25 protein-coding genes and 2 tRNA genes are annotated in these 22,137 nt (G+C 46.4%); 11 read left to right on the plus strand and 16 right to left on the minus strand.

The window, feature by feature from the left end:
• Positions 1-1,004: 1,004 nt before the first annotated feature.
• The 6 genes from EIZ37_RS20745 to EIZ37_RS20770 all read left to right on the plus strand — a co-directional run bounded on the left by EIZ37_RS20745 (position 1,005) and on the right by EIZ37_RS20770 (position 5,167).
• A complete protein-coding gene (locus EIZ37_RS20745) occupies positions 1,005-1,370 on the plus strand; it encodes a hypothetical protein (RefSeq protein ID WP_235828143.1) in 366 nt (121 codons plus the stop codon).
• Positions 1,371-1,452: 82 nt separating this feature from the next.
• Entirely contained in the window at positions 1,453-1,674 is a 222-nt protein-coding gene (locus EIZ37_RS20750; RefSeq protein ID WP_134686690.1) for a hypothetical protein, read from the plus strand.
• A gap of 330 nt (positions 1,675-2,004) precedes the next feature.
• Positions 2,005-2,211, plus strand: coding sequence for a DUF6199 family natural product biosynthesis protein (locus EIZ37_RS20755; protein WP_134686691.1), 207 nt, complete (start codon positions 2,005-2,007; stop codon positions 2,209-2,211).
• 550 nt (positions 2,212-2,761) lie between these two features.
• On the plus strand, positions 2,762-3,307 hold the full coding sequence (locus EIZ37_RS26780; protein WP_407921163.1) for an RBBP9/YdeN family alpha/beta hydrolase: 546 nt from the start codon (positions 2,762-2,764) through the stop codon (positions 3,305-3,307).
• Positions 3,308-3,588: 281 nt separating this feature from the next.
• Positions 3,589-4,035 carry a VOC family protein gene (locus EIZ37_RS20765; RefSeq protein ID WP_134686692.1) on the plus strand — a complete coding sequence of 149 codons (447 nt, stop codon included), beginning with the start codon at positions 3,589-3,591 and terminating at the stop codon, positions 4,033-4,035.
• 424 nt (positions 4,036-4,459) lie between these two features.
• On the plus strand, positions 4,460-5,167 hold the full coding sequence (locus tag EIZ37_RS20770; RefSeq protein WP_134686693.1) for a hypothetical protein: 708 nt from the start codon (positions 4,460-4,462) through the stop codon (positions 5,165-5,167).
• A gap of 57 nt (positions 5,168-5,224) precedes the next feature.
• Here EIZ37_RS20770 and EIZ37_RS20775 read toward each other — a convergent pair whose 3' ends face one another.
• The 6 genes from EIZ37_RS20775 to pdhA form a co-directional block, all read right to left on the minus strand.
• Positions 5,225-5,380, minus strand: a complete 156-nt coding sequence (locus EIZ37_RS20775) for an aspartyl-phosphate phosphatase Spo0E family protein (protein WP_134686694.1) — start codon at positions 5,378-5,380, stop codon at positions 5,225-5,227.
• Between the two features lie 134 nt (positions 5,381-5,514).
• A complete protein-coding gene (locus tag EIZ37_RS20780; RefSeq protein WP_134686695.1) occupies positions 5,515-5,919 on the minus strand; it encodes a hypothetical protein in 405 nt (134 codons plus the stop codon).
• Between the two features lie 95 nt (positions 5,920-6,014).
• Positions 6,015-7,424: a dihydrolipoyl dehydrogenase gene (gene lpdA / locus EIZ37_RS20785; protein ID WP_134686696.1), complete on the minus strand. Its 1,410-nt coding sequence runs from the start codon at positions 7,422-7,424 to the stop codon at positions 6,015-6,017.
• Between the two features lie 4 nt (positions 7,425-7,428).
• Positions 7,429-8,820, minus strand: coding sequence for a dihydrolipoamide acetyltransferase family protein (locus EIZ37_RS20790; RefSeq protein ID WP_134686697.1), 1,392 nt, complete (start codon positions 8,818-8,820; stop codon positions 7,429-7,431).
• Between the two features lie 80 nt (positions 8,821-8,900).
• Positions 8,901-9,881: an alpha-ketoacid dehydrogenase subunit beta gene (locus tag EIZ37_RS20795; protein WP_134686698.1), complete on the minus strand. Its 981-nt coding sequence runs from the start codon at positions 9,879-9,881 to the stop codon at positions 8,901-8,903.
• 3 nt (positions 9,882-9,884) lie between these two features.
• The gene (gene pdhA, locus EIZ37_RS20800) at positions 9,885-10,967 is read right to left on the minus strand and encodes a pyruvate dehydrogenase (acetyl-transferring) E1 component subunit alpha (RefSeq protein WP_134686745.1); all 1,083 of its coding nucleotides are present in this window, start codon (positions 10,965-10,967) and stop codon (positions 9,885-9,887) included.
• A gap of 225 nt (positions 10,968-11,192) precedes the next feature.
• On the opposite strand from pdhA, the gene EIZ37_RS20805 reads away from it, so the two are divergent.
• A complete protein-coding gene (locus tag EIZ37_RS20805; RefSeq protein WP_134686699.1) occupies positions 11,193-11,930 on the plus strand; it encodes an alpha/beta hydrolase in 738 nt (245 codons plus the stop codon).
• A 3-nt stretch (positions 11,931-11,933) separates the two neighbouring features.
• Here EIZ37_RS20805 and EIZ37_RS20810 read toward each other — a convergent pair whose 3' ends face one another.
• Positions 11,934-12,128, minus strand: coding sequence for a hypothetical protein (locus tag EIZ37_RS20810; protein ID WP_205683864.1), 195 nt, complete (start codon positions 12,126-12,128; stop codon positions 11,934-11,936).
• 217 nt (positions 12,129-12,345) lie between these two features.
• Between EIZ37_RS20810 and EIZ37_RS20815 the strand changes: the two genes are divergently transcribed.
• On the plus strand, positions 12,346-13,779 hold the full coding sequence (locus EIZ37_RS20815; protein ID WP_134686701.1) for an amino acid permease: 1,434 nt from the start codon (positions 12,346-12,348) through the stop codon (positions 13,777-13,779).
• A gap of 76 nt (positions 13,780-13,855) precedes the next feature.
• Here EIZ37_RS20815 and EIZ37_RS20820 read toward each other — a convergent pair whose 3' ends face one another.
• The 3 genes from EIZ37_RS20820 to EIZ37_RS20830 all read right to left on the minus strand — a co-directional run bounded on the left by EIZ37_RS20820 (position 13,856) and on the right by EIZ37_RS20830 (position 15,169).
• Positions 13,856-14,821: a metal-dependent hydrolase gene (locus tag EIZ37_RS20820; RefSeq protein ID WP_134686702.1), complete on the minus strand. Its 966-nt coding sequence runs from the start codon at positions 14,819-14,821 to the stop codon at positions 13,856-13,858.
• 167 nt (positions 14,822-14,988) lie between these two features.
• Positions 14,989-15,061, minus strand: a tRNA-Thr gene (locus EIZ37_RS20825).
• 15 nt (positions 15,062-15,076) lie between these two features.
• Positions 15,077-15,169: transfer RNA gene (locus EIZ37_RS20830), tRNA-Ser, on the minus strand.
• Between the two features lie 164 nt (positions 15,170-15,333).
• Here EIZ37_RS20830 and EIZ37_RS26585 point away from each other — a divergent pair.
• Positions 15,334-15,465 (plus strand): hypothetical protein, encoded by a 132-nt coding sequence (locus EIZ37_RS26585; RefSeq protein ID WP_268898760.1) that lies wholly within the window; start codon positions 15,334-15,336, stop codon positions 15,463-15,465.
• Between the two features lie 45 nt (positions 15,466-15,510).
• Here the strand turns inward: EIZ37_RS26585 and ltaE are convergent, their stop codons facing one another.
• The gene (ltaE, locus tag EIZ37_RS20835; RefSeq protein ID WP_134686703.1) at positions 15,511-16,539 is read right to left on the minus strand and encodes a low-specificity L-threonine aldolase; all 1,029 of its coding nucleotides are present in this window, start codon (positions 16,537-16,539) and stop codon (positions 15,511-15,513) included.
• 113 nt (positions 16,540-16,652) lie between these two features.
• On the opposite strand from ltaE, the gene EIZ37_RS20840 reads away from it, so the two are divergent.
• Positions 16,653-16,955, plus strand: coding sequence for a HesB/IscA family protein (locus EIZ37_RS20840; protein ID WP_134686704.1), 303 nt, complete (start codon positions 16,653-16,655; stop codon positions 16,953-16,955).
• Between the two features lie 69 nt (positions 16,956-17,024).
• On the opposite strand, the gene EIZ37_RS20845 is transcribed toward EIZ37_RS20840, so the two are convergent.
• From EIZ37_RS20845 to EIZ37_RS20860, 4 genes are all read right to left on the minus strand, one after another.
• Positions 17,025-19,241, minus strand: a complete 2,217-nt coding sequence (locus EIZ37_RS20845) for a HelD family protein (protein WP_134686705.1) — start codon at positions 19,239-19,241, stop codon at positions 17,025-17,027.
• Positions 19,242-19,267: 26 nt separating this feature from the next.
• The gene (gene crcB / locus EIZ37_RS20850) at positions 19,268-19,630 is read right to left on the minus strand and encodes a fluoride efflux transporter CrcB (RefSeq protein ID WP_134686706.1); all 363 of its coding nucleotides are present in this window, start codon (positions 19,628-19,630) and stop codon (positions 19,268-19,270) included.
• 86 nt (positions 19,631-19,716) lie between these two features.
• Positions 19,717-19,914 carry a DUF896 domain-containing protein gene (locus EIZ37_RS20855; RefSeq protein ID WP_134686707.1) on the minus strand — a complete coding sequence of 66 codons (198 nt, stop codon included), beginning with the start codon at positions 19,912-19,914 and terminating at the stop codon, positions 19,717-19,719.
• Between the two features lie 73 nt (positions 19,915-19,987).
• Complete coding sequence (locus EIZ37_RS20860; RefSeq protein WP_134686708.1) at positions 19,988-20,353, minus strand: LysM peptidoglycan-binding domain-containing protein; 366 nt, start codon at positions 20,351-20,353, stop codon at positions 19,988-19,990.
• A 153-nt stretch (positions 20,354-20,506) separates the two neighbouring features.
• Between EIZ37_RS20860 and lexA the strand changes: the two genes are divergently transcribed.
• Positions 20,507-21,130: a transcriptional repressor LexA gene (gene lexA, locus EIZ37_RS20865; RefSeq protein WP_134686709.1), complete on the plus strand. Its 624-nt coding sequence runs from the start codon at positions 20,507-20,509 to the stop codon at positions 21,128-21,130.
• A 58-nt stretch (positions 21,131-21,188) separates the two neighbouring features.
• On the opposite strand, the gene EIZ37_RS20870 is transcribed toward lexA, so the two are convergent.
• Positions 21,189-21,674: a DUF456 domain-containing protein gene (locus tag EIZ37_RS20870; protein WP_134686710.1), complete on the minus strand. Its 486-nt coding sequence runs from the start codon at positions 21,672-21,674 to the stop codon at positions 21,189-21,191.
• Positions 21,675-22,137 lie beyond the last annotated feature (463 nt).

Consider the following 22,137-nt stretch of genomic DNA (forward strand, 5'->3'; position numbering starts at 1 on the left):
ATTATTTCTCGTCTTTATCCTTAATATCATTGTGTGAAATGCCAACTACTGTGTGTTTACATTTCGATAGAGTTTCTGCTAACGCAGTGTTTTCCAGGCCTATCCATTTTTTAATAACGAAATATTTACCCTTCACTAAAGCTGAGGTAATAAGTAATGGACGAGATAGAAAAATTCAGATGATTTGTGTAAAGACATTTTGTGTGATTTACGACCAAAGTCTATTGTAGATAGAAAAAAGGTTGATGATTTTTACGACCTTATTAAGAAAATCAGCGATCTCTTGTGTAACAAAGAGAAAATTAATAGGTTGTGATAAATCATCTTGCTCATGTATGGTATTATTTGGTTGAGGTGATTTTTCTTGGATACTTTCATAGCGGTTTCCGCCTTATACCTTAACCCATTGCTTGCGATTTGGTTTTTTGTGAACTTTACAACTATCATTAGAAAAATTGTAAACAAAGTTGATTATGAGACGAATTTATGGATTGGTTCAGTCATACTTGCTTGGATCGTTTTTTCTTTTACATTTATCTCAATGGCAAGCTAACTTACTGATACCTTAATATCCCTCTTTCTCCTCAAAAACTAATCGTTATCTCATTCATGATTTGTGATTTATCTGAATGAAATATTTTTAAAGGAGAGTTATAATGCCCGAAAGAATGACTGGATACTTGATAGGTACATTCGGTTTGTCGATATTATTGTTTCTTGTTATAGCATCTTGGTTAAAAACCGATGAACCAGCTACCACATATTTTTTAAGCCTTATAGCCTCACACTTTATCAATGATAAGATTGATAAATTATATGGTGAAGCCAAGAAGTCTAAATGAATTTTGTCTTCGTTCGCCTTAATACCGTACGCTCTTGTGCGTGGTGTTACTCTTTACAAACTCCAAGCGAAAGGACTTTATGTTTTTGATGACAATAACGTAATGATGACTTATACAATTGAATCAGATAACAGGGATAAGGAGTGTAACTCTTTGGAACTAATGCCACTAAAGATACCCGCAGGATTCGCTGTTACTTACAACAATTTTTATGATGTATTACCCGAAATGCCAGAGGATCCAGATGACGACATCATTAAAAACTGGTCCTTCTTTACGGAAGATTTATTACAGATTGTAATGATGGATTTGAAAAAAGGAAGCTATTCTATTCCTGACGAGCATCTGTTAATTGATCTAGGTTGGTATCCAGATAGTGATCCGAAAGGTGAGTATTATTTACAACTTGTTAAGGTTAAACGTGATCGGAGTTGGGAAGAAATCAAAGATTTATCCTCAGCTGATAGGTATTTGATAAAGCGAACGATTGAAGAATGGATGAAATCCCTTCACAATAACTCAATATGATTCAAATGCCCCCTCTCTTAATAGAATTTCCTTTTTTTGTCTCAACCCTTTATGGGATACTGGTGCCAAGGAGCGTGATCACATGAATAAATCGTTTTACTACCTCGTCACCTGGGATGAAGCCAGTTACCTCCGTCAAACCCTCGAGGAATTAGGGATTGAACACGTTGTAGAATCATCTAATGAAGCCCTTTTAATCCCTGACGGCCGTCTCGCCATTGTCTTCCCAGACTTACACGTTCGTACATACAGTACTGTTCGTGAGCTATTTCAAGGAGATCATTGGCTTCCTTATCAATCGTGATAACGCTCCTCCGTTCTCCACATGTAATGCTGAGTTATATCAAAGCCGCTTGATCTTGCAATCGTCCCGCAAAACGACGGTATCACCTGAATCCATGCATCGTATTCCCTGTGCAGGCGGACTTGAATCACGTTCAAATGAAACCTTGTCTTTGACGAAACCCAGCAACATCATCCACCCGGTAGGATGTTCTTACCTCTCCCCCAATCGAAACAAGAAACTTATCATTCACCCCTTTTAGACAACGTGTGCTTTGGTTAATCCCCTTCTGCTTAGTTTTGAAACGATTACCAATGTCAAAACGTAACTCCTTAATAAGGGAGGGTGTTTATGGATACATTTTTTGATTTCATTTTATATTTTTTCATCTTACTACTTACTGGATTATTAGCTTTAAAGCCTCGTTTTTTCTGGGACAATATTGATAAATGGTATTCCGACGATGAACCTTCTGAGTTTCGTACCGATATGATCCGTATCGTTTGTGCAGTGATGTTTTTCATTTTCTTGATTTGGGGAATTGCTCAATTGTTCTAAACCCTATATCTAATTTGCATTCCCGTGACGATAGGAGGATGTTTTCCCCTTTTTACATGTGGTGAGGGAAAATAAATGAATGATCTTCAAGTTGAGGTACCAATTCTTATTGGTACTTTTTTTCTTTTATTAAACCCTGATAATTAAACATGATTAATCAAATTTCATACATACAGAAAAGAGTGATTGGTATGGCATACAAAATCGTTTCTGCCATTTGGCTTGTTTTATTACTCTTTCTTGCATATATTTTTTATACAGAACAAGACTCCTTATTTGGGATATTCGTCATTGTTATGTACCCTATATTCGCTATATTGATTACTGTGTTTTATATCATTTGTCTCATACTCATAGGGCTCTTTAGGAAAAAATCAAATGCTATCTGATAACAAAGTTCATTTTCCTCAAATTACCGTTGTATTAAACGACATGAAGTTTCTTCCTTCAATTTTTATATTTCACAAAAAGAAACCGTTTATGTTTTACGAAAGTTATTAAGTTGGATTATTAAAAGGGGGTTTATATAAAAAAAACAAGTTTTCTTCTTATTCATGGCCTGGGCGGAAGCGGTCCTAAACATTGGCAATCATGGTTACACGCACAACTAGCGGAACTAGGTTTTGATGTACACTACCCTACCTTTTCCGACTTTGACTCTCCAGTTAAGGATGTGTGGTTGCAAGAGCTCTCAACTTGTTTCGAGAAAATTCCTCCGGAGAATGAAATCATCGTTCTTACGCACAGTCTCGGTTCTATTCTCTGGCTACATTATGCAACTACTCATCCAAACCAAAAGGTAAGTCAGGTGATTCTTGTCGCCCCTCCCTCACCAACTCAAATACTCCCTGACGCCCATACTTTTTTTCCGGTACCATTAAATCAGCAACAATTAGAAAGTGTGGCAGATCGTACCTGGGTTGTCATTTCAACTGATGATCCTTATTGTAGTATCGATGACTCAACTCTCTATTTAAAATTAGGTTTTCCTACGATCGCCTTTCCCAAATCGGGTCATTTGAATACAGCATCTGGCCATGGGGAATGGCCATGGATTCTGCATACATGCCTTATGAAGAAGCTAAGTTTTACATAGTGTCAAATAAATTCTTGGGGGCTACCAGGGTTTTATTTTGTTTCCGGTACCCTCCGTAACTATTGTGATCAATGACTAGTTAATTCGTTTGATCAACAATACAATCCAATTAAATAATAAATCGGTGTATGCGGTAACACATGTGTGAAATTCATCTTTTAAGCAGCGATATATTTCGATTCGTGGTCCTAGGCCCCGAGTTCGGCACAGTCGTACGACTAATTGTCAATAGCTGTGCTACCACCTTGCTGCTACTCTAGTAGCAAAAGGGAGGGAATATTATGATAAATGGTCTGTTTGAAACTCATGTCTCTACAACATCGCTGGAAACAGCGATACAGTTTTATTGCAAACTGGGGCTACAACATGCCTATACCGAAAAAGCGCGACGAGTTGCGTTTTTCTGGATTGGCAAGCCGGGACATAGCATGCTCGGCGTCTGGGAGGTACCGCGAGAAAAATGGGTGAGTCAACATTTTGCTATGCATGTGGATATCGAGCAATTCCGCGAATCACTGACCTATCTCAAGGATATTGGTATGACGCTCCGTAACATTAGTCGTACAGGCGAAGATCCAGAGGTACATGCCTGGATGCCGGCCGTCAGCATTTACTTTAGGGACCCGGATGGCAATTCGCTTGAGTTTATCAGTATGCTACCGGATGAACCGCAACCGGACCTCGGGATTGTGCCATATACCGAATGGGAAAAGATGCACCAACGCTAATGATATATTTTTGCAAACGTAAATCGCTATAACGTAAGACCCCGGTTGTCGAGAAAACTCGGCAACTTTTTTATTACTCATGCAACATCTCCTATAAATAATGGGTAAAGGTATCCCACCGCTTCCTTTCTCAAACCACTGCCTAACTATCTGGTCCGATCGAACAACACAGCGACAACCGTTCTCTCCGCCGGTATTTTTGTCCAAATTTCCAATCGAAGTCTTGAAAAGATGAGCTGTTCAACAATAAAAGTAGACTCTATGTGGTCAAATTGTGGTCAAACTTCATATCACCAGATCTTTAATAGTGGAAAAAACCTGTATTCTCAATGGTTTTACCGAGTAGTCGCTTTTCGATATTGTCTTTGTCCCAATTTCCTGCGTATGATGAAAGAAGTATACGCTAAGAGGGGATGCGGTACCCATGATCAATTTGGCACCTCACAATCTTTTGCATAATCACATCACTTGCATTTATTCTCCTCTGTTTGAATTGGCATCGAGCCTCCTCGTCCTTACCCGTTCACAGACGGAAGAACGTCATCGGGAATGGGTAAACCAGACTCTCGCTGTGTTCGATCAGGAGCAATTGTCGGCAGACTTTCACTATTTTTCAGCGATTTTTCTTCGTACAATCCCGTGGATCTTCCATCCGAACCAGACAAAAAACATTCAGAATAGCGAAGAGATGTATGAATACTTGCTGAATATTCCGCTTGAGACCTTTCACGAAGCATGTTCCACTGCATTGCATGGCGAAAAAATCGTGCAAGTACAAAAGCCGCTTCCAGTCGAAATTGATCTGCAGCGTGATCCGGAATTCGTCAGAGGCCGATTCCTCTTGTTTATGGCAGCTTATTGGGAATTGTTTTTTTCTTCAACATGGGAGCGCATCCTTCTTCTCCTCGAGAAAGAAGCGGCACAAATCAAAGAAGCCTGCACATCTGTTGAACAATTTTCTCATTTTCTCCAATCCCGAGCTTTTCCGTCGCCACAGGGTGAAAACCAGCAAACGGACCCACATCCAGATGAACTTCAATATGTGCACATGTACCCCAGTGTCTTTTACGAGGGAATCCCCATTTTTCACTCCCGTTCTGGCACTGGCCACTTTCTTTACCCGATCCATTGAAGGCAAAAAGACGCCCACCCTGCTTCACCATCCATGTGCAGGGGGGGCGTCTTATCATCACTTCGCCCATTTTCTCATATTCGCTAAGATAAGCTTGTCCAATTCCTGGCTGATCTTCAGAATCTCCGGATCGATAAAATAAAAGCTTCTTTTTTCTGCAGCCTTTACCAAGTCACTTCGCACTTCTTCCAATAATGACTGTGACTGATTCATTTCGGTCTCCTCCGCTCGACTTTTCCTCCCACTATTTTACAATAAACGCATGGAAGTGGGAACAGCCAAACACAAAAAGTCATGCATCACTTTTCGACACATGACTTATACAAGAGCGCGAAATACCGCAAATCTTAACTAACTTTGATGATAACCATGATGATAATGAAGATTGTCAATAAAATGCTGACTACCTGCAGTTTCTTGATACTCGCTTGGTAATCGCGTCCGGCCTGTGCATCCGACTGGATCGTCTTTAGCGTTTTCGAAGCGATCCCAATCATGGCCCCGATTGCGAGAAAGACAATAATCACCATCAACAGCCACGTGCTAAAAACCCAACCGCTTTGCATCAAACCTGTAATCAGTGAAACCAGCAGGATGAAGTTCGGAATACGCAAAAATACCGTCAGTTTCCGCGCACGCTCCGCTGCCTGGGCAGCACTAAGCTTGCCAAATCCCATCGCAAAGAAAGGCAGTACAATACAGGCAATGATAAATACCGCCGCTGTGCTGTGGATCATTCCCGTTACCGTCATGAAACCATATTCCCCCCATAATTTATTCTGTTAGATCGTGTTTTCTCGAAAAAAAGAGAAGGGATGAGAGAAATCCCTTCTCTTTTTCATCTGTTTTATTTTACCACATGAATCGGTCGACCTAAAGCCAGTTCAGCAGCTTCCATGGTTACTTCACCCAAAGTCGGATGCGCGTGGATGGTCAGCTCGATGTCTTCAAGCGTTGCACCCATTTCGATCGCGAGTCCAATTTCGGCGATGATGTTGGATGCTTCTGGTCCAACGATTTGCGCACCGAGTACGATGTTGGTCCCTTTTTCAGCTACCAGCTTCACAAAACCTTCGCCAGCATTTACAGAAAGCGCGCGGCCATTCGCTGCAAATGGGAAACGACCTGTAACGACGTCGAATCCTTTCTCTTTTGCTTCACGCTCACTGAGTCCTACGCTCGCCATTTCCGGATCGGAGAACACTACAGCTGGAATCGCTTTGTAGTCTACCTCTGCCGGATGCCCTGCGATTGCTTCTGCCGCTACTTTTCCTTCATAAGAAGCTTTGTGCGCGAGAGCAGGACCCGGCACGATATCACCAATGGCGTACACGTTTGGAATACTTGTCAGCCCTTGTTTATCCACTTCGATGTAGCCGCGCTCGTTCATCTTCATCCCGATTTCTTTCAAGCCCAGTTCATCGGTATTCGGACGACGGCCCACTGTTACCAACACATAATCTGCTTCGAACGTTTTCGCTTCGCCTTTTACTTCCGCTTTCACAATCACGCCGTTCTCGGTCTCTTCCACGCCTTGCGCAAGCGCCTTGGTATGGATATCGACATTCAGCTTTTTCAGCTTGCGATCGACCAGACGAGTCATGTCCGCTTCAAAGCCAGGCAGGATCTGTTCGCCGCCCTCAAGAACGGTTACCTGAGTGCCGAACTTGGCAAATACGGTACCCAGCTCGATACCGATATAGCCGCCGCCGATGACTACGAGGCTTTTTGGCAGCTCAGTCAGAGCCAGTGCTTCCGTAGAAGAGAGCACGCGTTTGCCAAATGGGAACGCAGGCAATTCGATCGGACGGGAACCGGTTGCGATGATGCAGTGGTTGAAACGGTAACGGTTCACATCATAGCCATGGAATACGCGCACTTCGTTTTCGCTGACAAACAAGGCTTCCCCTTCGATCACCTGGATCTTGTGGGCCTTAAACAATCCAGACACACCGCCTGTCAGTTTGTTCACAACGCTGCCTTTCCATTCTTGCACTTTGGCAAAGTCAACGCGTACATTTTCCATGGTGATTCCCATGTCAGCTGTATGCTGGCTGTGCTCATACGTATGGGCAGCGTGAATCAGTGCTTTGGACGGGATGCAACCGACATTCAGACACACGCCGCCAACATTTGCTTTTTCAACAACTGCTACAGTTTTCCCCATTTGAGCGGCACGGATGGCAGCTACGTAACCGCCAGGACCTGCCCCGATGACGAGAACGTCCAGTTCGGTGGTAAATTCTCCTACTACCATGTTGTTATCCCTCCATTATCAACAGCGTAGGGTTTTCCAACAGCTGCTTCAGGTAGTTCATAAAGCGTTGAGCCGGTTCTCCGTCGATCAAACGGTGGTCGAAGCTGAGCGAGAGATGCAGCACTTGGCCAACCGTGATCTCGCCGTTTTTCACGATCGGTTTTTCGCTGATGCGGCCAACACCCAGGATCGCTACTTCAGGATGGTTAATCACTGGAGTGAAGAACATGCCGCCTGCAGATCCGATGTTGGTGATGCTGAAGGTAGAGCCTTTCAGTTCATCAGCGGTTGCTTTGCGGTCACGTGCTTTCACAGCCAACTCATTGATTTCAGATGCTACATCAAAGATCGATTTGCGATCCGCCGATTTGACAACCGGTACGAGCAAACCTTCGTCTGTCGAAGCGGCGATCCCGATGTTGTAGTATTTTTTGAAGATGATTTCTTGTTTTTCATCATCGATGGAAGCATTCAGCTCTGGGAACTTTTTCAAACCCGCTACTACAGCTTTTACGATGAAAGGCAGGTAGGTCAGCTTGATGCCTTTTGCTTCAGCAAGAGGCTTGCCTTCTTTACGCAGGTTCACCAGCCCGGTTACGTCCACTTCGTCGAAAATGGTTACGTGCGGAGCAGTGTACGCAGATTTCACCATTGCTTTCGCGATCGCTTTGCGGATGCCTTTCAACGGTACGCGCTCTTCCACTTCGCCTGCTTGTGCATTGTAATGTACAGTTGGTGTCGCGGCTGCTTGAGCTGCGTTTGTTGCCACCGCTGCAGGTGCCGCTGCTTCAGTCGCAACTGGAGCTGCTGCTGCCGTTTGAGGTGCAACTGCACCGCCTGCAACGAAACGATCTACGTCTTCACGGGTAATACGGCCGAATTTGCCTGTTCCTGGAACGACAGCCAGCTGTACGCCTTTTTCACGTGCATACTTACGCACAGATGGAGTAGCCAAAACATGCTTGCGATCAATTGGCGCAGCAGCAGGAGCAGGTGCAGCAGCTGCCAGAGGCGTATCCAATGCTTGGTTTGCATTCGCACTCACTTGCGCACCGATATCGCAACCCGGTTCCAATTCAGCTGCTGGCGCTGGAGTTGCTGCCGCCGCTGGAGCTGCATCCGCATGACCATGGTCAGGCAGATTCGGAATTTCGCCTTCTGCTTCAAAAGATACGAGTGGGTCACCCACTACGCATACGGTTCCTTCGGTTACTTTCAGTTCCAATACTTTTCCTTTTACAGGAGATGGAACTTCTACAACCGCTTTATCATTTTGCACTTCCATAATCACTTGATCTTCTTCAACTTGATCGCCTGGCTTAACGTGCCATTTCACGATTTCGCCTTCGTGTATGCCCTCTCCCAATTCCGGGAGCTTAAATACGAAAAGACTCACGAGAAACCCTCCTCAAACAGATGTGGTCATGAATAAGACTTGAGAAAGGCGGAAAGCTGTCCTTTCCGCCGGTATGTTTCTTAGAAATCAAGAACTTGGGTAGCTGCATCGATCACGCGTTTTACATCTGGCAGCCAGATATCTTCCGCTTGCGCAAAAGGATATACCGTGTCAGGTGCAGTTACGCGCAATACTGGCGCTTCCAGGTGGAGGATGGCTTTCTCATTGATTTGTGCAATGATTTCAGCTGCAACACCTGCGTGTTTTTGTGCTTCTTGAACCACGATCGCCCGGTTGGTTTTTTGTACGGAAGCCAGCACAGTTTCCATGTCCAATGGCGTGATGGTGCGCAGGTCGATGACTTCAACCTTCGCTCCACGCGCTTTTTCCAACTCTTCTGCCGCTTTCAGGCTAGTATGTACCATAGCACCGTAAGTGATGATGGTCAGATCGCTGCCTTCGCGTACTACGTTTGCTTTTCCAATTGGAATGGTGTATTCGCCCTCTGGCACTTCACCGCGGAAAGAGCGGTACAGCTTCATATGCTCAAGGAAGATTACCGGATCGTTATCGCGGATCGCAGAGATCAACAGTCCTTTTGCATCGTAAGGGTTGGAAGGAATGACGACCTTCACCCCTGGAGTTTGCAGGAACAAACCTTCCAGCGAGTCAGCATGCAGCTCAGGTGTTTTTACCCCGCCGCCAAATGGAGAACGGAAGGTAATCGGGCTGTTGAAGCGTCCGCCGGAACGGAAACGCATACGCGCTGCTTGGGAAGCGACCATGTCGAACACTTCAAACACAAAACCAAAGAACTGAATTTCCGCTACTGGACGGAAGCCATTTACGGAAAGACCCACTGCCAAACCACCGATTCCGGATTCAGCAAGAGGTGTATCGAATACACGGTGTTCACCGAATTCTTTTTGCAAACCTTCCGTCACGCGGAAAACGCCGCCGTTAACGCCGACGTCTTCCCCGAACACGAGTACTTTTTCGTCGCGTGCAAGCTCAACGCGCATTGCGTCGTTTATCGCTTGAACCATTGTCATTTGTGCCATGGATTACTTCGACTCCTTTGCCGCATATTCTGCCTTTTGCTCTTGCAAATAGTCAGGCAGGGTCTCGAACATGACGTCGATCAAATCGGTAACTTTCATCTTCGGATATTCATCCGCTTTTTTGATGGCGTCTGCAACTGCTTGCTTCGCTTCTTCGATGACAGCCTCTTCGTCTTTTTCGCTCCAGAGACCTTTGTTTTCCAAGAATTTGCGGAAACGAATCAATGGGTCTTTTTGCTCCCACTCATTTTGCTCTTCGCTTTGACGATAACGAGTCGGGTCGTCACCAGCCATGGTATGCGGACCATAGCGATAAGTCAGCGCTTCGATCAACGTAGCACCTTCTCCGTTGATTCCGCGTTCTTTCGCTTCTTGTACCACTTTGTATACAGCCAGGATATCCATACCGTCTACGCGCGCGCTTGCGATACCAGCCGCTTGTGCTTTTACAGCGATGTTCTCGGCAGCTGTTTGCTTTTCGAATGGTACAGAAATGGCGTATCCGTTGTTTTGAGAGAAGAAGATCACAGGCAGTTTGTAAACGCCTGCAAAGTTCATGCCTTCATAGAAGTCACCTTGGGAAGTCGCGCCGTCACCAAAATAAGTGATCGCCACTTTCTTCTCACCGCGCAGCTTGTAGCCCATTGCTACACCAGTTGCTTGCGCACATTGGGAAGCGATGATGATTTGCGGCATCAATACGTTTACGCCCTCTGGAATTTGTCCACCATGGATATGTCCACGGGAATAGAGGAACGCCTGATACATAGGGAAACCATGCCATACCATTTGTGGAATGTCACGGTAGCTTGGGAGAATGAAATCTTCCTTGTCAATCGCAGATTCGGAACCGATCATGGTTGCTTCTTGGCCCGCTACAGGAGCGTAGAAACCGAGACGGCCTTGACGGTTGAGCGAGATGGCACGTTGGTCCCACACACGTGTGAATACCATTTTGCGCATCAAATCGCGAAGTTGATCATCAGACAGATTTGGCATCAGATCCGGACGGACCACGGTGCCATCTGGCGCTAAAATTTGCAAGGGCTCATTTCCCTTTTGTTCTACTGCTGTAGAAACGCTCATCATGTTCACCTCTTTATGGAATGTGGAGCGACACGCTTGACAAAATTCGAGAAATCCTGTCGCGCTTATACACCCCTGTTATACCTCAGTGACAAACCCTGTTCATAGTGTATCAGTATTGATATAACAGGGTTTATTTATCATCTGTTATCATTTATCATAAAATCTGTATTAGAATTTTTCAAGGTTTTGTTTGTAAAATCATGCAATTAGGAGTTGATTTTCGTGGAGGATTACCTGAAAAGAACCATTGTAAAAGAAACGGTGCCGAGCACTTTGCTCGATTCTCCTCGTCCCATCAAGATCTATCTTCCGCCCGGATACAATGAGCTGCTCTCCTACCCCGTCGTCTATTGCCAAGACGGGAACGACTTTTTTACGATGGGCAGAATCGCGACGATCGCCAATCAACTGATCCTCGAAGAAGGAATGGAGCCCGTCATCATCGTCGGCGTCTCCGTCGAGCGAAGCAAACGCACCAGCGAATACTCGCCAGTCGGTTCTCTTAACGAACGATATAAACAGTTTTTCATACAAGAGCTGCTCCCCTTTGTCGAGGGGCGGTATCCAATCCGCAAAGACTCTCGCTCACGCATCCTGGCAGGCGATTCGCTGGGGGGAACGGTTTCCCTGCATATCGCCTTGGATGCTCCCGAGCTGTTTGCAAATGTCCTTGCCCTCTCCGGCGCATTCTTCAAACCGACCCTCGATCAGCTCAACGAGAAAGCAGATCTGTCATGGCTAAACATCTGGATGATCGTCGGACTGGATGAGCTCCAAGTAGAAACCCATATCGGCACGTTCGACTTTGTTGAATGGAACCGTAAAGCAAAAGTCCTCTTGGCACAAAAAAACGCCCAGCTCACCTACGGGGAACAGCCGGGGGATCATCTCTGGGGATTTTGGCAAAGAGTGCTGCCTGATGGGCTCACACACTTTTTCCCGATCGACGGCTTGCGCTAACGATTAATAAATGCCGTTGATTTCCTGAATATCTTGGTAGGCATAATGCCGTCCATCCACCAAATAAATGCCGTCACTGGTTGCCTGGTCAATTTCACCGGCAATTTGTTGATCATCCTTCAACACGATATTGACAATCTTGCTCTCTTCCCGCTTCATCTGTTTTTCGATGGTAGCGCGATCTTTTGCTGAAATCATGTTCATCCCTCACTTTAATGTAGGCATACTCCTATTATTGCTAAGCGAGGGGGGATTTACTCCCAAAACATACCGTATGTCGTCCGTTCAATCTCATTGACTTTTTGTTTAATCAAGTGCTATACTGACCTTCGTTCAATACAAAGCGAATGGATACAAAAACGCCCTGAACCTGAGTTCATCGCGTTTTTTTCTTTTCAGGAGGTACCACATACAAATGAATCAGGGAAAACAATGGGGTTTCTGGCTTCTCACCGCCTTTGTGGTAGGAAATATGGTCGGCTCCGGAATATTTATGTTACCAAGTACGCTTGCTCAAGCAGCGAGTCCGCTCGGCGTCACGCTAGCGTGGCTGTTAACCGGATTAGGGGTGCTAATGATTGCGCTCGTATTCGGGAATTTGTCCGTCCGCCGACCGGAGCTGACAGCCGGTCCGCAAAGTTACGCACGTGCCTTGTTCCGTTCTCCGCGCACCGGAAATATGGCTGGCTTTTCCATGGTATGGGGCTACTGGATCGCCAATTCATCCGGTAACGTCGCCATCATCACCACGTTTGCCGGATATTTGTCAACATTCTTCCCGATCATGAAGAATGAAGCCATTTTATTCACAGTGTTTGGCTTGCCCGTCGAAATCGGGAAATTTATTACCTTCCTTGTATGTTCCGCCTTGCTGTGGGGCATCCATGCGATTTTGATCCGCGGGTTATCGGGTGCCGGCAAGATCAATTTTGTCGCCACCTTCACCAAACTGCTTGGCTTCGCTTTATTCATCGTCGCAGCCCTTTTCGCCTTCGATCGCAGCAATTTGGGCGATCTGTACGTACCTGTGACGACTGACGACGGAGTTACACATTCCCTCTGGGGTCAAATCAATATGGCTGCTGTCTCAACCTTGTGGGCTTTTGTCGGCATTGAGTCAGCAGTGGTCCTTTCCGGTCGTGCCCGTTCACAACGAGATGTGAAAAAAGCAACCATCGCAGGCCTCTTGATCGCTGTGACCATCTATTTGGCTATCACGATCCTGACGATGGGCGTCTTACCTCAAGAGGTATTGAAAGCTTCCGACAAACCATTGGTTGATGCATTGTCCATGGTGATCGGAGATTCCGGTTCGACATTGATGGCTCTGCTTGCCCTCACGTCCTTGCTGGGGACTGTGATCGGCTGGGTATTGCTTGGTTCTGAAGCGCCGTTCCAAGCTGCCCAATCCGGTATGTTTCCTGCCTTCCTGGGGAAAGTGAACCAAAAGGGCAGCCCCGTCACCGCATTATCAGTGACGAATGTCATGTCCCAATTGTTCATCTTTTCCACGATCTCCGGGACAATTGCGCAAGCGTTTGAATTTGTCATTACTGTAGCTACACTAGCGACCTTGATGCCGTATCTGGTTTCCGCGATCTATCAATTGAAGCTTGTATTCACAAGAGAAACGTACAGCAATCAACCACGCGCTCTTGTCATGGATGGATTGATTGCCATCCTCGCAGTCCCTTATTCTCTGTGGGTGATACGCAGCGGCATTGCCGATGCGAAGACACTTGTATTTGGTCTCGGGCTTTTCGCGGCGGGCTTCGTCCTGTATCCGTTTTTGCAAAAAGGACGAAAAGCTGAGTATTTGGAAGCAGCTCACAAACTGGAAAATAGATAATGATAGAGAAGCAAAAAGGGTTCTGCCGCGATTCTTGGCAGAGCCCTTTTTTATCCGAACCACATTTTACGCCTTGTCACACAAATGGCGGATCCCACGTTTTTTTGCGCCAGCCTAAATGATGGCTCAGCACGTTGAGATCTTTGTCCAAATGAACATCTACTCCAAATGGAAGTTTCCGATTATAGCAGAATCGCACATCGCTCCAGCTGACAACATATCCATCCTGCATTTCTTTGCAGGTCACATGAATTCGCTGGGCAAAGTTGAGAAATGCTCGAACCCCGTCTGTTCCCATCGTGGCCCGAATGGCTTCATGCTCCTCTTCTTTGGGAATCTGCTCCTCCAATAATAAGCAGCCTCGTACGATTCTTCCTGTGTAAAAACAGTTTGCCGTTTCCAAAACAAATCGCCAGGTATGCCAGGAAAAACTCGGGACAACATGACAAACCCCTTCTTCCCGAAAGGAATTTTTCACTTGATGCACACGTTTTTGATGGATCCAGGCACGAAGAATGATGAACATTACTGTGGCAATATAGACAAGCGGGAAAAGGACAAGCGGATCAACAAGGAAAAAGATCCAGAGGATGGCGGCTGACACATGCAGCAGAAACAAAATGGGCTCAAAAATCGATAAAATGTCCAGATGAATCCACTTTTTCGTAAACGGCCGGAAGCATTGAACTCCATAGCTGTTTAACATGTCAAGAAAAACGTGAAAAACGACGGCGATGAATGACCATAACCAGACAGACCACCAAGCGGATCCTTCCAACCCATAGATCGCACCGAGCGGCAACGATATGACCAAAGGCCAGATAAACAATGCGGGAATGCCGTGCGTGATCCCACGATGATAACGCAGGTAGGTACGATACCCCTTTATCCGTACCAGCGTATCAAAATCAGGTGCATGCGAGCCGATCACCGTACCAATCATCACCGCTTCCGCAACCCCCGGATGTTGTGAAACCATCGGGTCCAAGTAAGCAAGGCCAGCTAGTGTACAGCCAAAGAGCAGATGACTCCCCGTATCCACACAATCGCCCCCTCTTCTCGCTTCTTACTGTTTCTCCTCCATCATACATGTACACTTTTAGTGAATCGTGAACACAATGTAAAATTTCAAGAAATCATGCCATAAAAAAACACCTTTTTCGATTCACATTCGAATCAAAAAGGTGTTTGTATGTTTGAATGAAAGGATGCCGGCGATAGGACTTGAACCCACAACCCCCTGATTACAAGTCAGGTGCTCTACCAATTGAGCTACACCGGCATGACGGTGTATAGATGGCGGATGGGGTGGGATTTGAACCCACGAGACGGTTCAACACCGCCTACACGATTTCCAATCGTGCTCCTTCGGCCACTCGGACACCCATCCAGCTGTCTTCACTTGTTGACAAAAATGAGTATACTATGCTCGTCTAGAAGAATCAATAGGTAATTTTAGTTTTTCTCCTCATGTTTTTCCCTATTATCGGACAAACTATTCCTGAACCCATATCGGGGATTTTCTCCACCCTCTATCAGAAAGGAAGATGCAAAATGGATCCCCTTCGCAAGCTAGAGGAATCAGATGCGATGCTGTCCGACCTGTACGAACTCTATTTCCCGCCACGGGATGAAGAAATGTATCACGATCTCATCAACTGGGATGAATGGACCGACCCTCTATAATAGAAAAGAGAGTACAGGAAGCGCATACTCCCTGTACTCTCTTTTTTATGCCAGAATCTTTTCGAATGCCTGAAATACGTCGAGAATGTCTTGTTCCGTTATATGGCGATGTGTCGTAAAACGAACGACATGTCGGTCAAAATCGGATGCCCGTATGCCTTCCTCTGACAATTTTGCCAGCAGCTCCAACGCTGTCATGCCGGTTCCCTGCGTATCAATGAGGACGATATTCGTATCCACCGGCAATACACGAACCGGAAACTTGCTCAATCCTTCAGCGAGCAGCCTTGCATGCTGATGATCTTCCGCCAGGCGGTTCACCATCTCCGTCAATGCAATGATACCTGGCGCAGCGAGGTAGCCGGCTTGACGCATGCCGCCGCCAAGCTTTTTCCGCCACCATCTCGCTTCTTCAATATAGTCTTTCGGCCCAGCAAGGATTGAACCGACCGGCGCGGACAGCCCTTTGGACAGACAGATTTGTACAGAATCGGTATATTGGGTAAATTCCGTCACGTCGCGTCCCAGCGCTACAGCAGCATTAAATAGTCGCGCTCCATCCAGATGCACAGGAATTCCATGTGCATGGGCTACGTCATACACGGCCTTCATCTTCTCGGGCGAAATGACGGCTCCCCCTGCCCGATTGTGTGTGTTTTCCATGCAGATTAACGTGGTTCTCGGTAAATGTATGTTCTTTTCACGAATCGCTCGTTCTACTTGTGCCGCATCTAAGGCGCCGCGACTCCCTGTGAGTGTTCGCGTCTGCACGCCGGCTAAAGCAGCCATGGCTCCGCCTTCGTAGTAGAACAGGTGGGAATCTGCTTCCAATATCACTTCATCGCCGTTATGACAGTGAGTCAGCACGGCAACCTGGTTTCCTTGCGTTCCGCTTGTCACAAACAGCGCATCTTCTTTATTCAACAGTTCGGCAGCGAGTTGTTCAAGGCGAAGTACCGTAGGATCTTCCCGGTAGACGTCATCTCCGACTTCAGCTTCCATCATCGCTTTCAGCATCGCTTCAGTTGGTTTTGTGACGGTATCGCTGCGTAAATCAATGATTTTTCTCTCCATGCTCCCGCTCCCCTCCAAGGAATAGACCTATTGTAGCAAAATTCTCGACATTTGCAACGCGATTCGACTCCTGATAAGATGAAAGAAACCCATTCACAGATAGGAGAATAGCCATGAAATGCAAAATCACTCGCAATGCAGCAAAACAATTGGCTGCCGTGCTGGAACAAGAAGAAGATAAAGAACTGAAATTGCGCGTATATATTACCCATGCACACGGAAACCACGCCCACTATGGACTCACGCTGGACAAGCCAACCGATGAGGATGTGGTCGTTTCTACGGATAAAGACATCGATGTCATCATGCAAAAAGATCAGGAATTGCTGGATGGCGTAGTGATTGATTATCTGTACCTTCCTGAAGAAGGCTATGTCATTACCAACCCATCGAAGGGCAATACAGGCGATCACTAATTTTACATACAAACGCAAAAAAACGCGGGTCGAAAGGTTCCTTCCTTCCAACCCGCGTTTTTCTGTTCTTTACTCATCCAACAGCTTGCTGAATGATCGGTTCACGGCTGTGATATACAAACGGTGGACCGGACGCGTCATCGCCACGTATAACAGTTTGGCATCTGCATCCGCAACTGCGTAGTGATCTTCGTCTCCATCCAGCAAGATCACCACGTCAAACTGCAGCCCTTTGGTTAAGTAGGCAGGCATGATCGTCACACCGCCTGGAAAAGAAGTATCTTTGGTGGAAACGAGCGAGATCCCCTCCACCTTGTTGTGCAGCGCCTTGTACGCCTTTTTGCCGCCATCCCCATTTTTCGTGACAAGCGCGATCGTCTGGAACCCCTCTGACTGCAGGGTGTTGATTCGTTCGACCAGATCTGACCACATCGCAGCGCGTTCTTCATAGCGGATCATTTCAGGCTCCTTGCCATGCCGCAGAACAGGCTTTGCTTTTACATCCTCAGGCAGCTGGATTTTCTGAAGCACCCGATTGGCCATATTCATGATCTCGACCGTCGAACGATAGCTTTGCTCCAGCTTATAAAACTCAGTCGTCTCTCCCCCGAAAATGCCTTTGCGAAGCTCATCCCAGGAAGATAGCCCCCGATAGGCGTGAATGCCCTGAGCGATATCCCCCACGATGGTTACCGATTTGCGTTTTGTGAGAAGCGTCACGATGGCGATCTCCAATGCGCTGAGATCCTGCGCTTCATCCACAACCGCATGGTCAAACTGCTCCGTTGAACCGAACCCTTCCAGCAGCTGCTTCAGATAGAGCAATGGGGCAATATCTTCTGCCTCTACCCGTTCACGGGCAAATATGTCGGCTGTCGATCCGGTGATGATGGCAATCGTGTCGTTATCAATCTCTTCGGGAGCCAACCTGCGCAGGAATTCCGCATCAGTCATGACTTCCCGGTAAGCCGCGAAAATGTCCGGCGAGGGCCATTCAGCCAGATATTGGTCCAACCGCTGTTCGATCATTTTTTCAAAGCGTGCCAAGCCTTGTTTGTCCAGATCGATTTTTTGTTCACGCAAATGCGTATACACCTGCTTATTCAACTCCTGCTTGAGTTGGCGGCGCAGGGTCTCCACACGGGAACGATAAGGCAGATTGGCAAGCGATTCGGTAAATATGTGCCGGATCTCTTCCCCTTTGATCGAGAACACATGTTTTGTCTTGTTATACATAAAGCGTAAATCTTGATACGTGATCCGTTCGTTGATCAGGTGCCCCAGATATGCATGCAAGGTTTGCTTACACGCCACTGAACCCTTGAAGTGCAGCCGTTTCCAGGCGTTGTTCCGCTCTTCTTCAGGCGCTTCTTCAAAAAAGAGGGTCAGCAGCTTGTTCGGGTCAATCACCCGCCATCCCTTTGGAAGCAACGGCTTTGCCAGCTTGGCTGCCCATTCCAAAAAGGTCGACTGCTGGACATCATCCACTCCTAATTCCGGCAGCACTTCGGAAATGTAATGAAGGAACAATTTGTTTGGCGCAAACACCATAAATTTTTTCGAAGCAACCGTATCCTGATAGTTGTAGATCAAATACGACAGTCTATGCAGCGCAATCGTCGTCTTCCCGCTTCCCGCAACCCCTTGTACGATTATCACCCGATCTTTTTCTGCGCGAATAATATCGTTTTGCTCCGATTGAATCGTCGCGACAATATCTTTTAGCCGACTGTCATTGGTCTGGTTCAAGCTGGCAGCCAAGAATTCGTCGATATAGCCTTCTTCCAGAAATTCATCAGGCATCCCCATTTCACGATGAATCGTTTCTTTTAGCGCGCCATCATAAATTCCGGTGATTTTTCCTTTTTCGATCGCAAAGTTGCGTTTCAGCTGCACTTCGCCACGGACGATGCCATTCTTCGTGCGAAAAAAAGCATCCTGGCTTTCCCCGCTGTAATACAGGCCGGCGATCGGTGCCCGCCAATCGACGACAATCGAATCAAACGTGTCGCTGCGTACAATCCCTTGCTTGCCTATGTATACCTGATCCAAATCATCTGATTCATGTTTGCGAAAATCGATTCTGCCAAAATACGGTTTTTCTCTACCATAGCGTTCCAGGTAATGAAGCTCCTTGGCCTTTTTTTGATTGACGACTTGTTTCACGTAATCATCCGTCGCTTCCTTGAGATCTTCACGCAGGAGAGAAATCTCTTCGTCGATCACATGCAACGTTTCATCTAACCGCTTTTGTTCTTCTTCCATCGTCTGGTGTCGTACGGTCATATGCTCCACCTACCTTTCCTGAACCACTATAGACCCACTTGTTTTCCGGCCAAATATCCCGCATAGGCAGCGAAGATCCCTACGCTAACACTGATCACTGCATAAAGCAAGCCACGGCCGGGATGACCTTGCAAAAAAAACTGCACCGTTTCCAACGAGAACGTGGAAAACGTCGTAAACCCTCCAAGCAACCCAGTCGTGAACAGCAGATAAAGCTGAGGCGGCCATTTCTCTTTCCCCCAGATAAAAAACAAACCGATGCAAAAAGAGCCAAGGATATTGGCGATCCAAGTACCCCAGGGCCAATTGCCTCCATTCGCAGCAAGTCCCAGCATATAGCGTATCAAGGAACCAATTGCACCGCCAAGCGCTACAGCGACCCATGTCATATCATAACCCTGCCTCTCCATTGCAGAAAAAGACATCCAGTCAACATTGAATGGATGTCTTTTGTTCCTTACGTGCTATATAGAGTTTAATGTTTCGGACCATTTTCATCAAGATCTTCGACATATCGGATCGAATCCAAGCTGGATCTCAAAGAAGTTTTCATCGCATCAATATACTTCCTCCGCAATGTCTGCTGTTCTTCTTTTTCTTCTGTGGAAAGTCCGCTACCCTTCGCCTTTTTCGCCAATTCATTAATGCGTTTGATTTCTGCTTCGCTGATCAAAGCTGTACCTCCTCTGCTCCATGTCCGTCCATTATATCATATGGAAACAGAAGGATGAAAACAAACTGTACATCTATCTGACTGGGATTTTCAGGTTTTGCCCCGGATAGATGGTGACGTCATCAAGCCCGTTCAATTCGACGATTTCCGCCATATACGAACGTATGTCTCCATCCGTCTCTTCATGGTAACGAACGGCCAGGTTCCAGATGCTATCTCCCTTCTTTACCGCTACCAACTTGTAAGCAGGCTCCTCAGCCTGGACTTCTCCGGTTCTTTCCATGGATTGTGCCTCCGCTGAGAACACAAGACCGCCAAGCATAAAGCACAGCAGGCAAAAACAAAACAGGATAAACAATGCTTGTCCCCGCGTCATTCTTTTCTTTTGGTGAACTTGCCCGCCATTATATTTGGAATGATTCATCATATAAGTATTCATTTACGACCCCTCCACAAACGTTTGTTCGCTTTATGGTTTTATCTTACATGCGAACACATGTTCATGTCAATAGAAAAAAACGAACTTATGTTTGTCGAACGCAAGATCCCATGGTATAATATAGAAAAATGGAGCGAAAATTGAGGTGTCGTCATGTCAAAACTATCCAATCGTCAGCAATCCATCATAGATTTTATTCGCAGGGAAGTGCGGGATAAGGGATATCCGCCATCCGTCAGAGAGATTGGCGAAGCTGTCGGACTAGCTTCCAGCTCGACGGTTCACGGTCATCTGGCCCGTCTGGAGAAAAAAGGCCTCATCCGCAGAGACCCTACCAAGCCACGCGCGATCGAACTGCTCGGTGAAGATGATCGCAATTTTGAAGAATACGAGACATCGATTGTACGGGTTCCGGTTGTCGGGAAAGTAACAGCAGGACAACCGATTACGGCTGTCGAACATGTGGACGAGTATTTCCCATTACCGGAAAACGTCGTCTCTTCTGACAATGTGTACATGCTGCGTGTGTCCGGAGACAGTATGATCGAAGCTGGCATCCTGGATGGTGACTATGTCATTGTTCGTCAGCAAAGCGTCGCCAACAACGGCGACATCGTCGTTGCCATGACCGACGAGGATGAAGCGACTGTGAAGCGTTTCTTTAAAGAAAAGAATCACTTCCGTTTACAACCGGAGAACTCTACACTTGAGCCTATTATCCTTGAATCGGTCTCGATCCTCGGAAAAGTAATTGGCGTCTACCGTCTCTTTCACTAGTTGGCCTCAGTAAAGAAAAAAGCCGGATTTCCCAAGGAGGAATCCGGCTTTCTTTATGCTATCTCGCCAAAAAGAACCACACAATCATCACGATCTGCAGCACCACTTTGACCACCGCGCTGCCCAGAAAAGCAATCAGGGAACCAAACCCGACCTTGACCGCTTGTTCGATGGGACGCTTCTGAATCAACGTCTCAATCCCAATCACGAATAGAAACGGCAGGACGATCATCCCTATCGGCGGAAAGAAAAATATCCCAAGAATAATCCCAAGGACTGCGCCAATGGACGATAACTTGGAACCTCCGTATTTCTTCACAAAATAAAGGTTTGTCATCAAGTCAGCACCATAGAGAAGGATGCTCATGACAACCATTCCCCACCAAAAGGACGCAGGAAGCCCGACTCCCGGTTCCGCGATCCCAAATTGATACAGCAGGAAGCCCGCCCAAAGCAATATCGTATCGGGCAATACCGGCAGGAAAATGCCTGCGATACTCAATGCGAACAACAGTACGACAATGATCCATAGAATGATATCCAACCAGTTTCCCTCCATCTGCTTACTTTCAAAAAGCGTTGCTTCGTTATGAATTGTGGCCAAGCCTTAGCGTTCTGTGTCTACCTAGAAGGAATACGTCTCATCACACAAAAGGTTTCAATCACAGCTGCTTATGCAATAGAGAGGAAGTCTATGAATTGGCAATCACTTTTTTCTTCGTTTGCTAACCGCGCACGGAAGCAAGAAATTGGAACATAGTTCGTATGCGCCTGAGCTGTTAATTTGAGAGCACTCAATTTGTTAACATAACAATTATTATGTAATGTATTATCGAACAACACTCTAGTTCGTGCTTCAAACACTCTGTGACTTTTCATATTACACGGATCCAAAAAGCGATTGCTCTAGTGATCTCCTCCAGCATTTCTTTCTCCCTATCAGATCGATTGATGATTGTATCCGTCTACAAAACGCCAGTGGAAAGACCGCAGAAATGGGATGATTT

It is taken from the genome of Brevibacillus migulae (assembly GCF_004521915.1).
GTDB classification, from domain to species: Bacteria; Bacillota; Bacilli; order Brevibacillales; family Brevibacillaceae; genus Brevibacillus_F; species Brevibacillus_F migulae.

Excerpts from the sequence above, each read along its gene's own strand:
- EIZ37_RS26585 (WP_268898760.1), top strand. The coding sequence starts at position 15,334 with ATGGATCCCCTTCGCAAGCTAGAGGAATCAGATGCGATGCTGTCCGAC.
- EIZ37_RS20755 (WP_134686691.1), top strand. The coding sequence starts at position 2,005 with ATGGATACATTTTTTGATTTCATTTTATATTTTTTCATCTTACTACTT.
- crcB (WP_134686706.1), bottom strand. The coding sequence starts at position 19,630 with ATGACATGGGTCGCTGTAGCGCTTGGCGGTGCAATTGGTTCCTTGATA.
- EIZ37_RS20815 (WP_134686701.1), top strand. The coding sequence starts at position 12,346 with ATGAATCAGGGAAAACAATGGGGTTTCTGGCTTCTCACCGCCTTTGTG.
- EIZ37_RS20775 (WP_134686694.1), bottom strand. The coding sequence starts at position 5,380 with ATGAATCAGTCACAGTCATTATTGGAAGAAGTGCGAAGTGACTTGGTA.
- EIZ37_RS20765 (WP_134686692.1), top strand. The coding sequence starts at position 3,589 with ATGATAAATGGTCTGTTTGAAACTCATGTCTCTACAACATCGCTGGAA.
- EIZ37_RS20860 (WP_134686708.1), bottom strand. The coding sequence starts at position 20,353 with ATGAATACTTATATGATGAATCATTCCAAATATAATGGCGGGCAAGTT.
- EIZ37_RS20795 (WP_134686698.1), bottom strand. The coding sequence starts at position 9,881 with ATGGCACAAATGACAATGGTTCAAGCGATAAACGACGCAATGCGCGTT.
- EIZ37_RS20770 (WP_134686693.1), top strand. The coding sequence starts at position 4,460 with ATGATCAATTTGGCACCTCACAATCTTTTGCATAATCACATCACTTGC.
- EIZ37_RS20845 (WP_134686705.1), bottom strand. The coding sequence starts at position 19,241 with ATGACCGTACGACACCAGACGATGGAAGAAGAACAAAAGCGGTTAGAT.
- lexA (WP_134686709.1), top strand. The coding sequence starts at position 20,507 with ATGTCAAAACTATCCAATCGTCAGCAATCCATCATAGATTTTATTCGC.
- EIZ37_RS20745 (WP_235828143.1), top strand. The coding sequence starts at position 1,005 with ATGCCACTAAAGATACCCGCAGGATTCGCTGTTACTTACAACAATTTT.
- lpdA (WP_134686696.1), bottom strand. The coding sequence starts at position 7,424 with ATGGTAGTAGGAGAATTTACCACCGAACTGGACGTTCTCGTCATCGGG.
- pdhA (WP_134686745.1), bottom strand. The coding sequence starts at position 10,967 with ATGAGCGTTTCTACAGCAGTAGAACAAAAGGGAAATGAGCCCTTGCAA.
- EIZ37_RS20750 (WP_134686690.1), top strand. The coding sequence starts at position 1,453 with ATGAATAAATCGTTTTACTACCTCGTCACCTGGGATGAAGCCAGTTAC.
- EIZ37_RS20840 (WP_134686704.1), top strand. The coding sequence starts at position 16,653 with ATGAAATGCAAAATCACTCGCAATGCAGCAAAACAATTGGCTGCCGTG.
- EIZ37_RS20810 (WP_205683864.1), bottom strand. The coding sequence starts at position 12,128 with ATGATTTCAGCAAAAGATCGCGCTACCATCGAAAAACAGATGAAGCGG.
- ltaE (WP_134686703.1), bottom strand. The coding sequence starts at position 16,539 with ATGGAGAGAAAAATCATTGATTTACGCAGCGATACCGTCACAAAACCA.
- EIZ37_RS20780 (WP_134686695.1), bottom strand. The coding sequence starts at position 5,919 with ATGACGGTAACGGGAATGATCCACAGCACAGCGGCGGTATTTATCATT.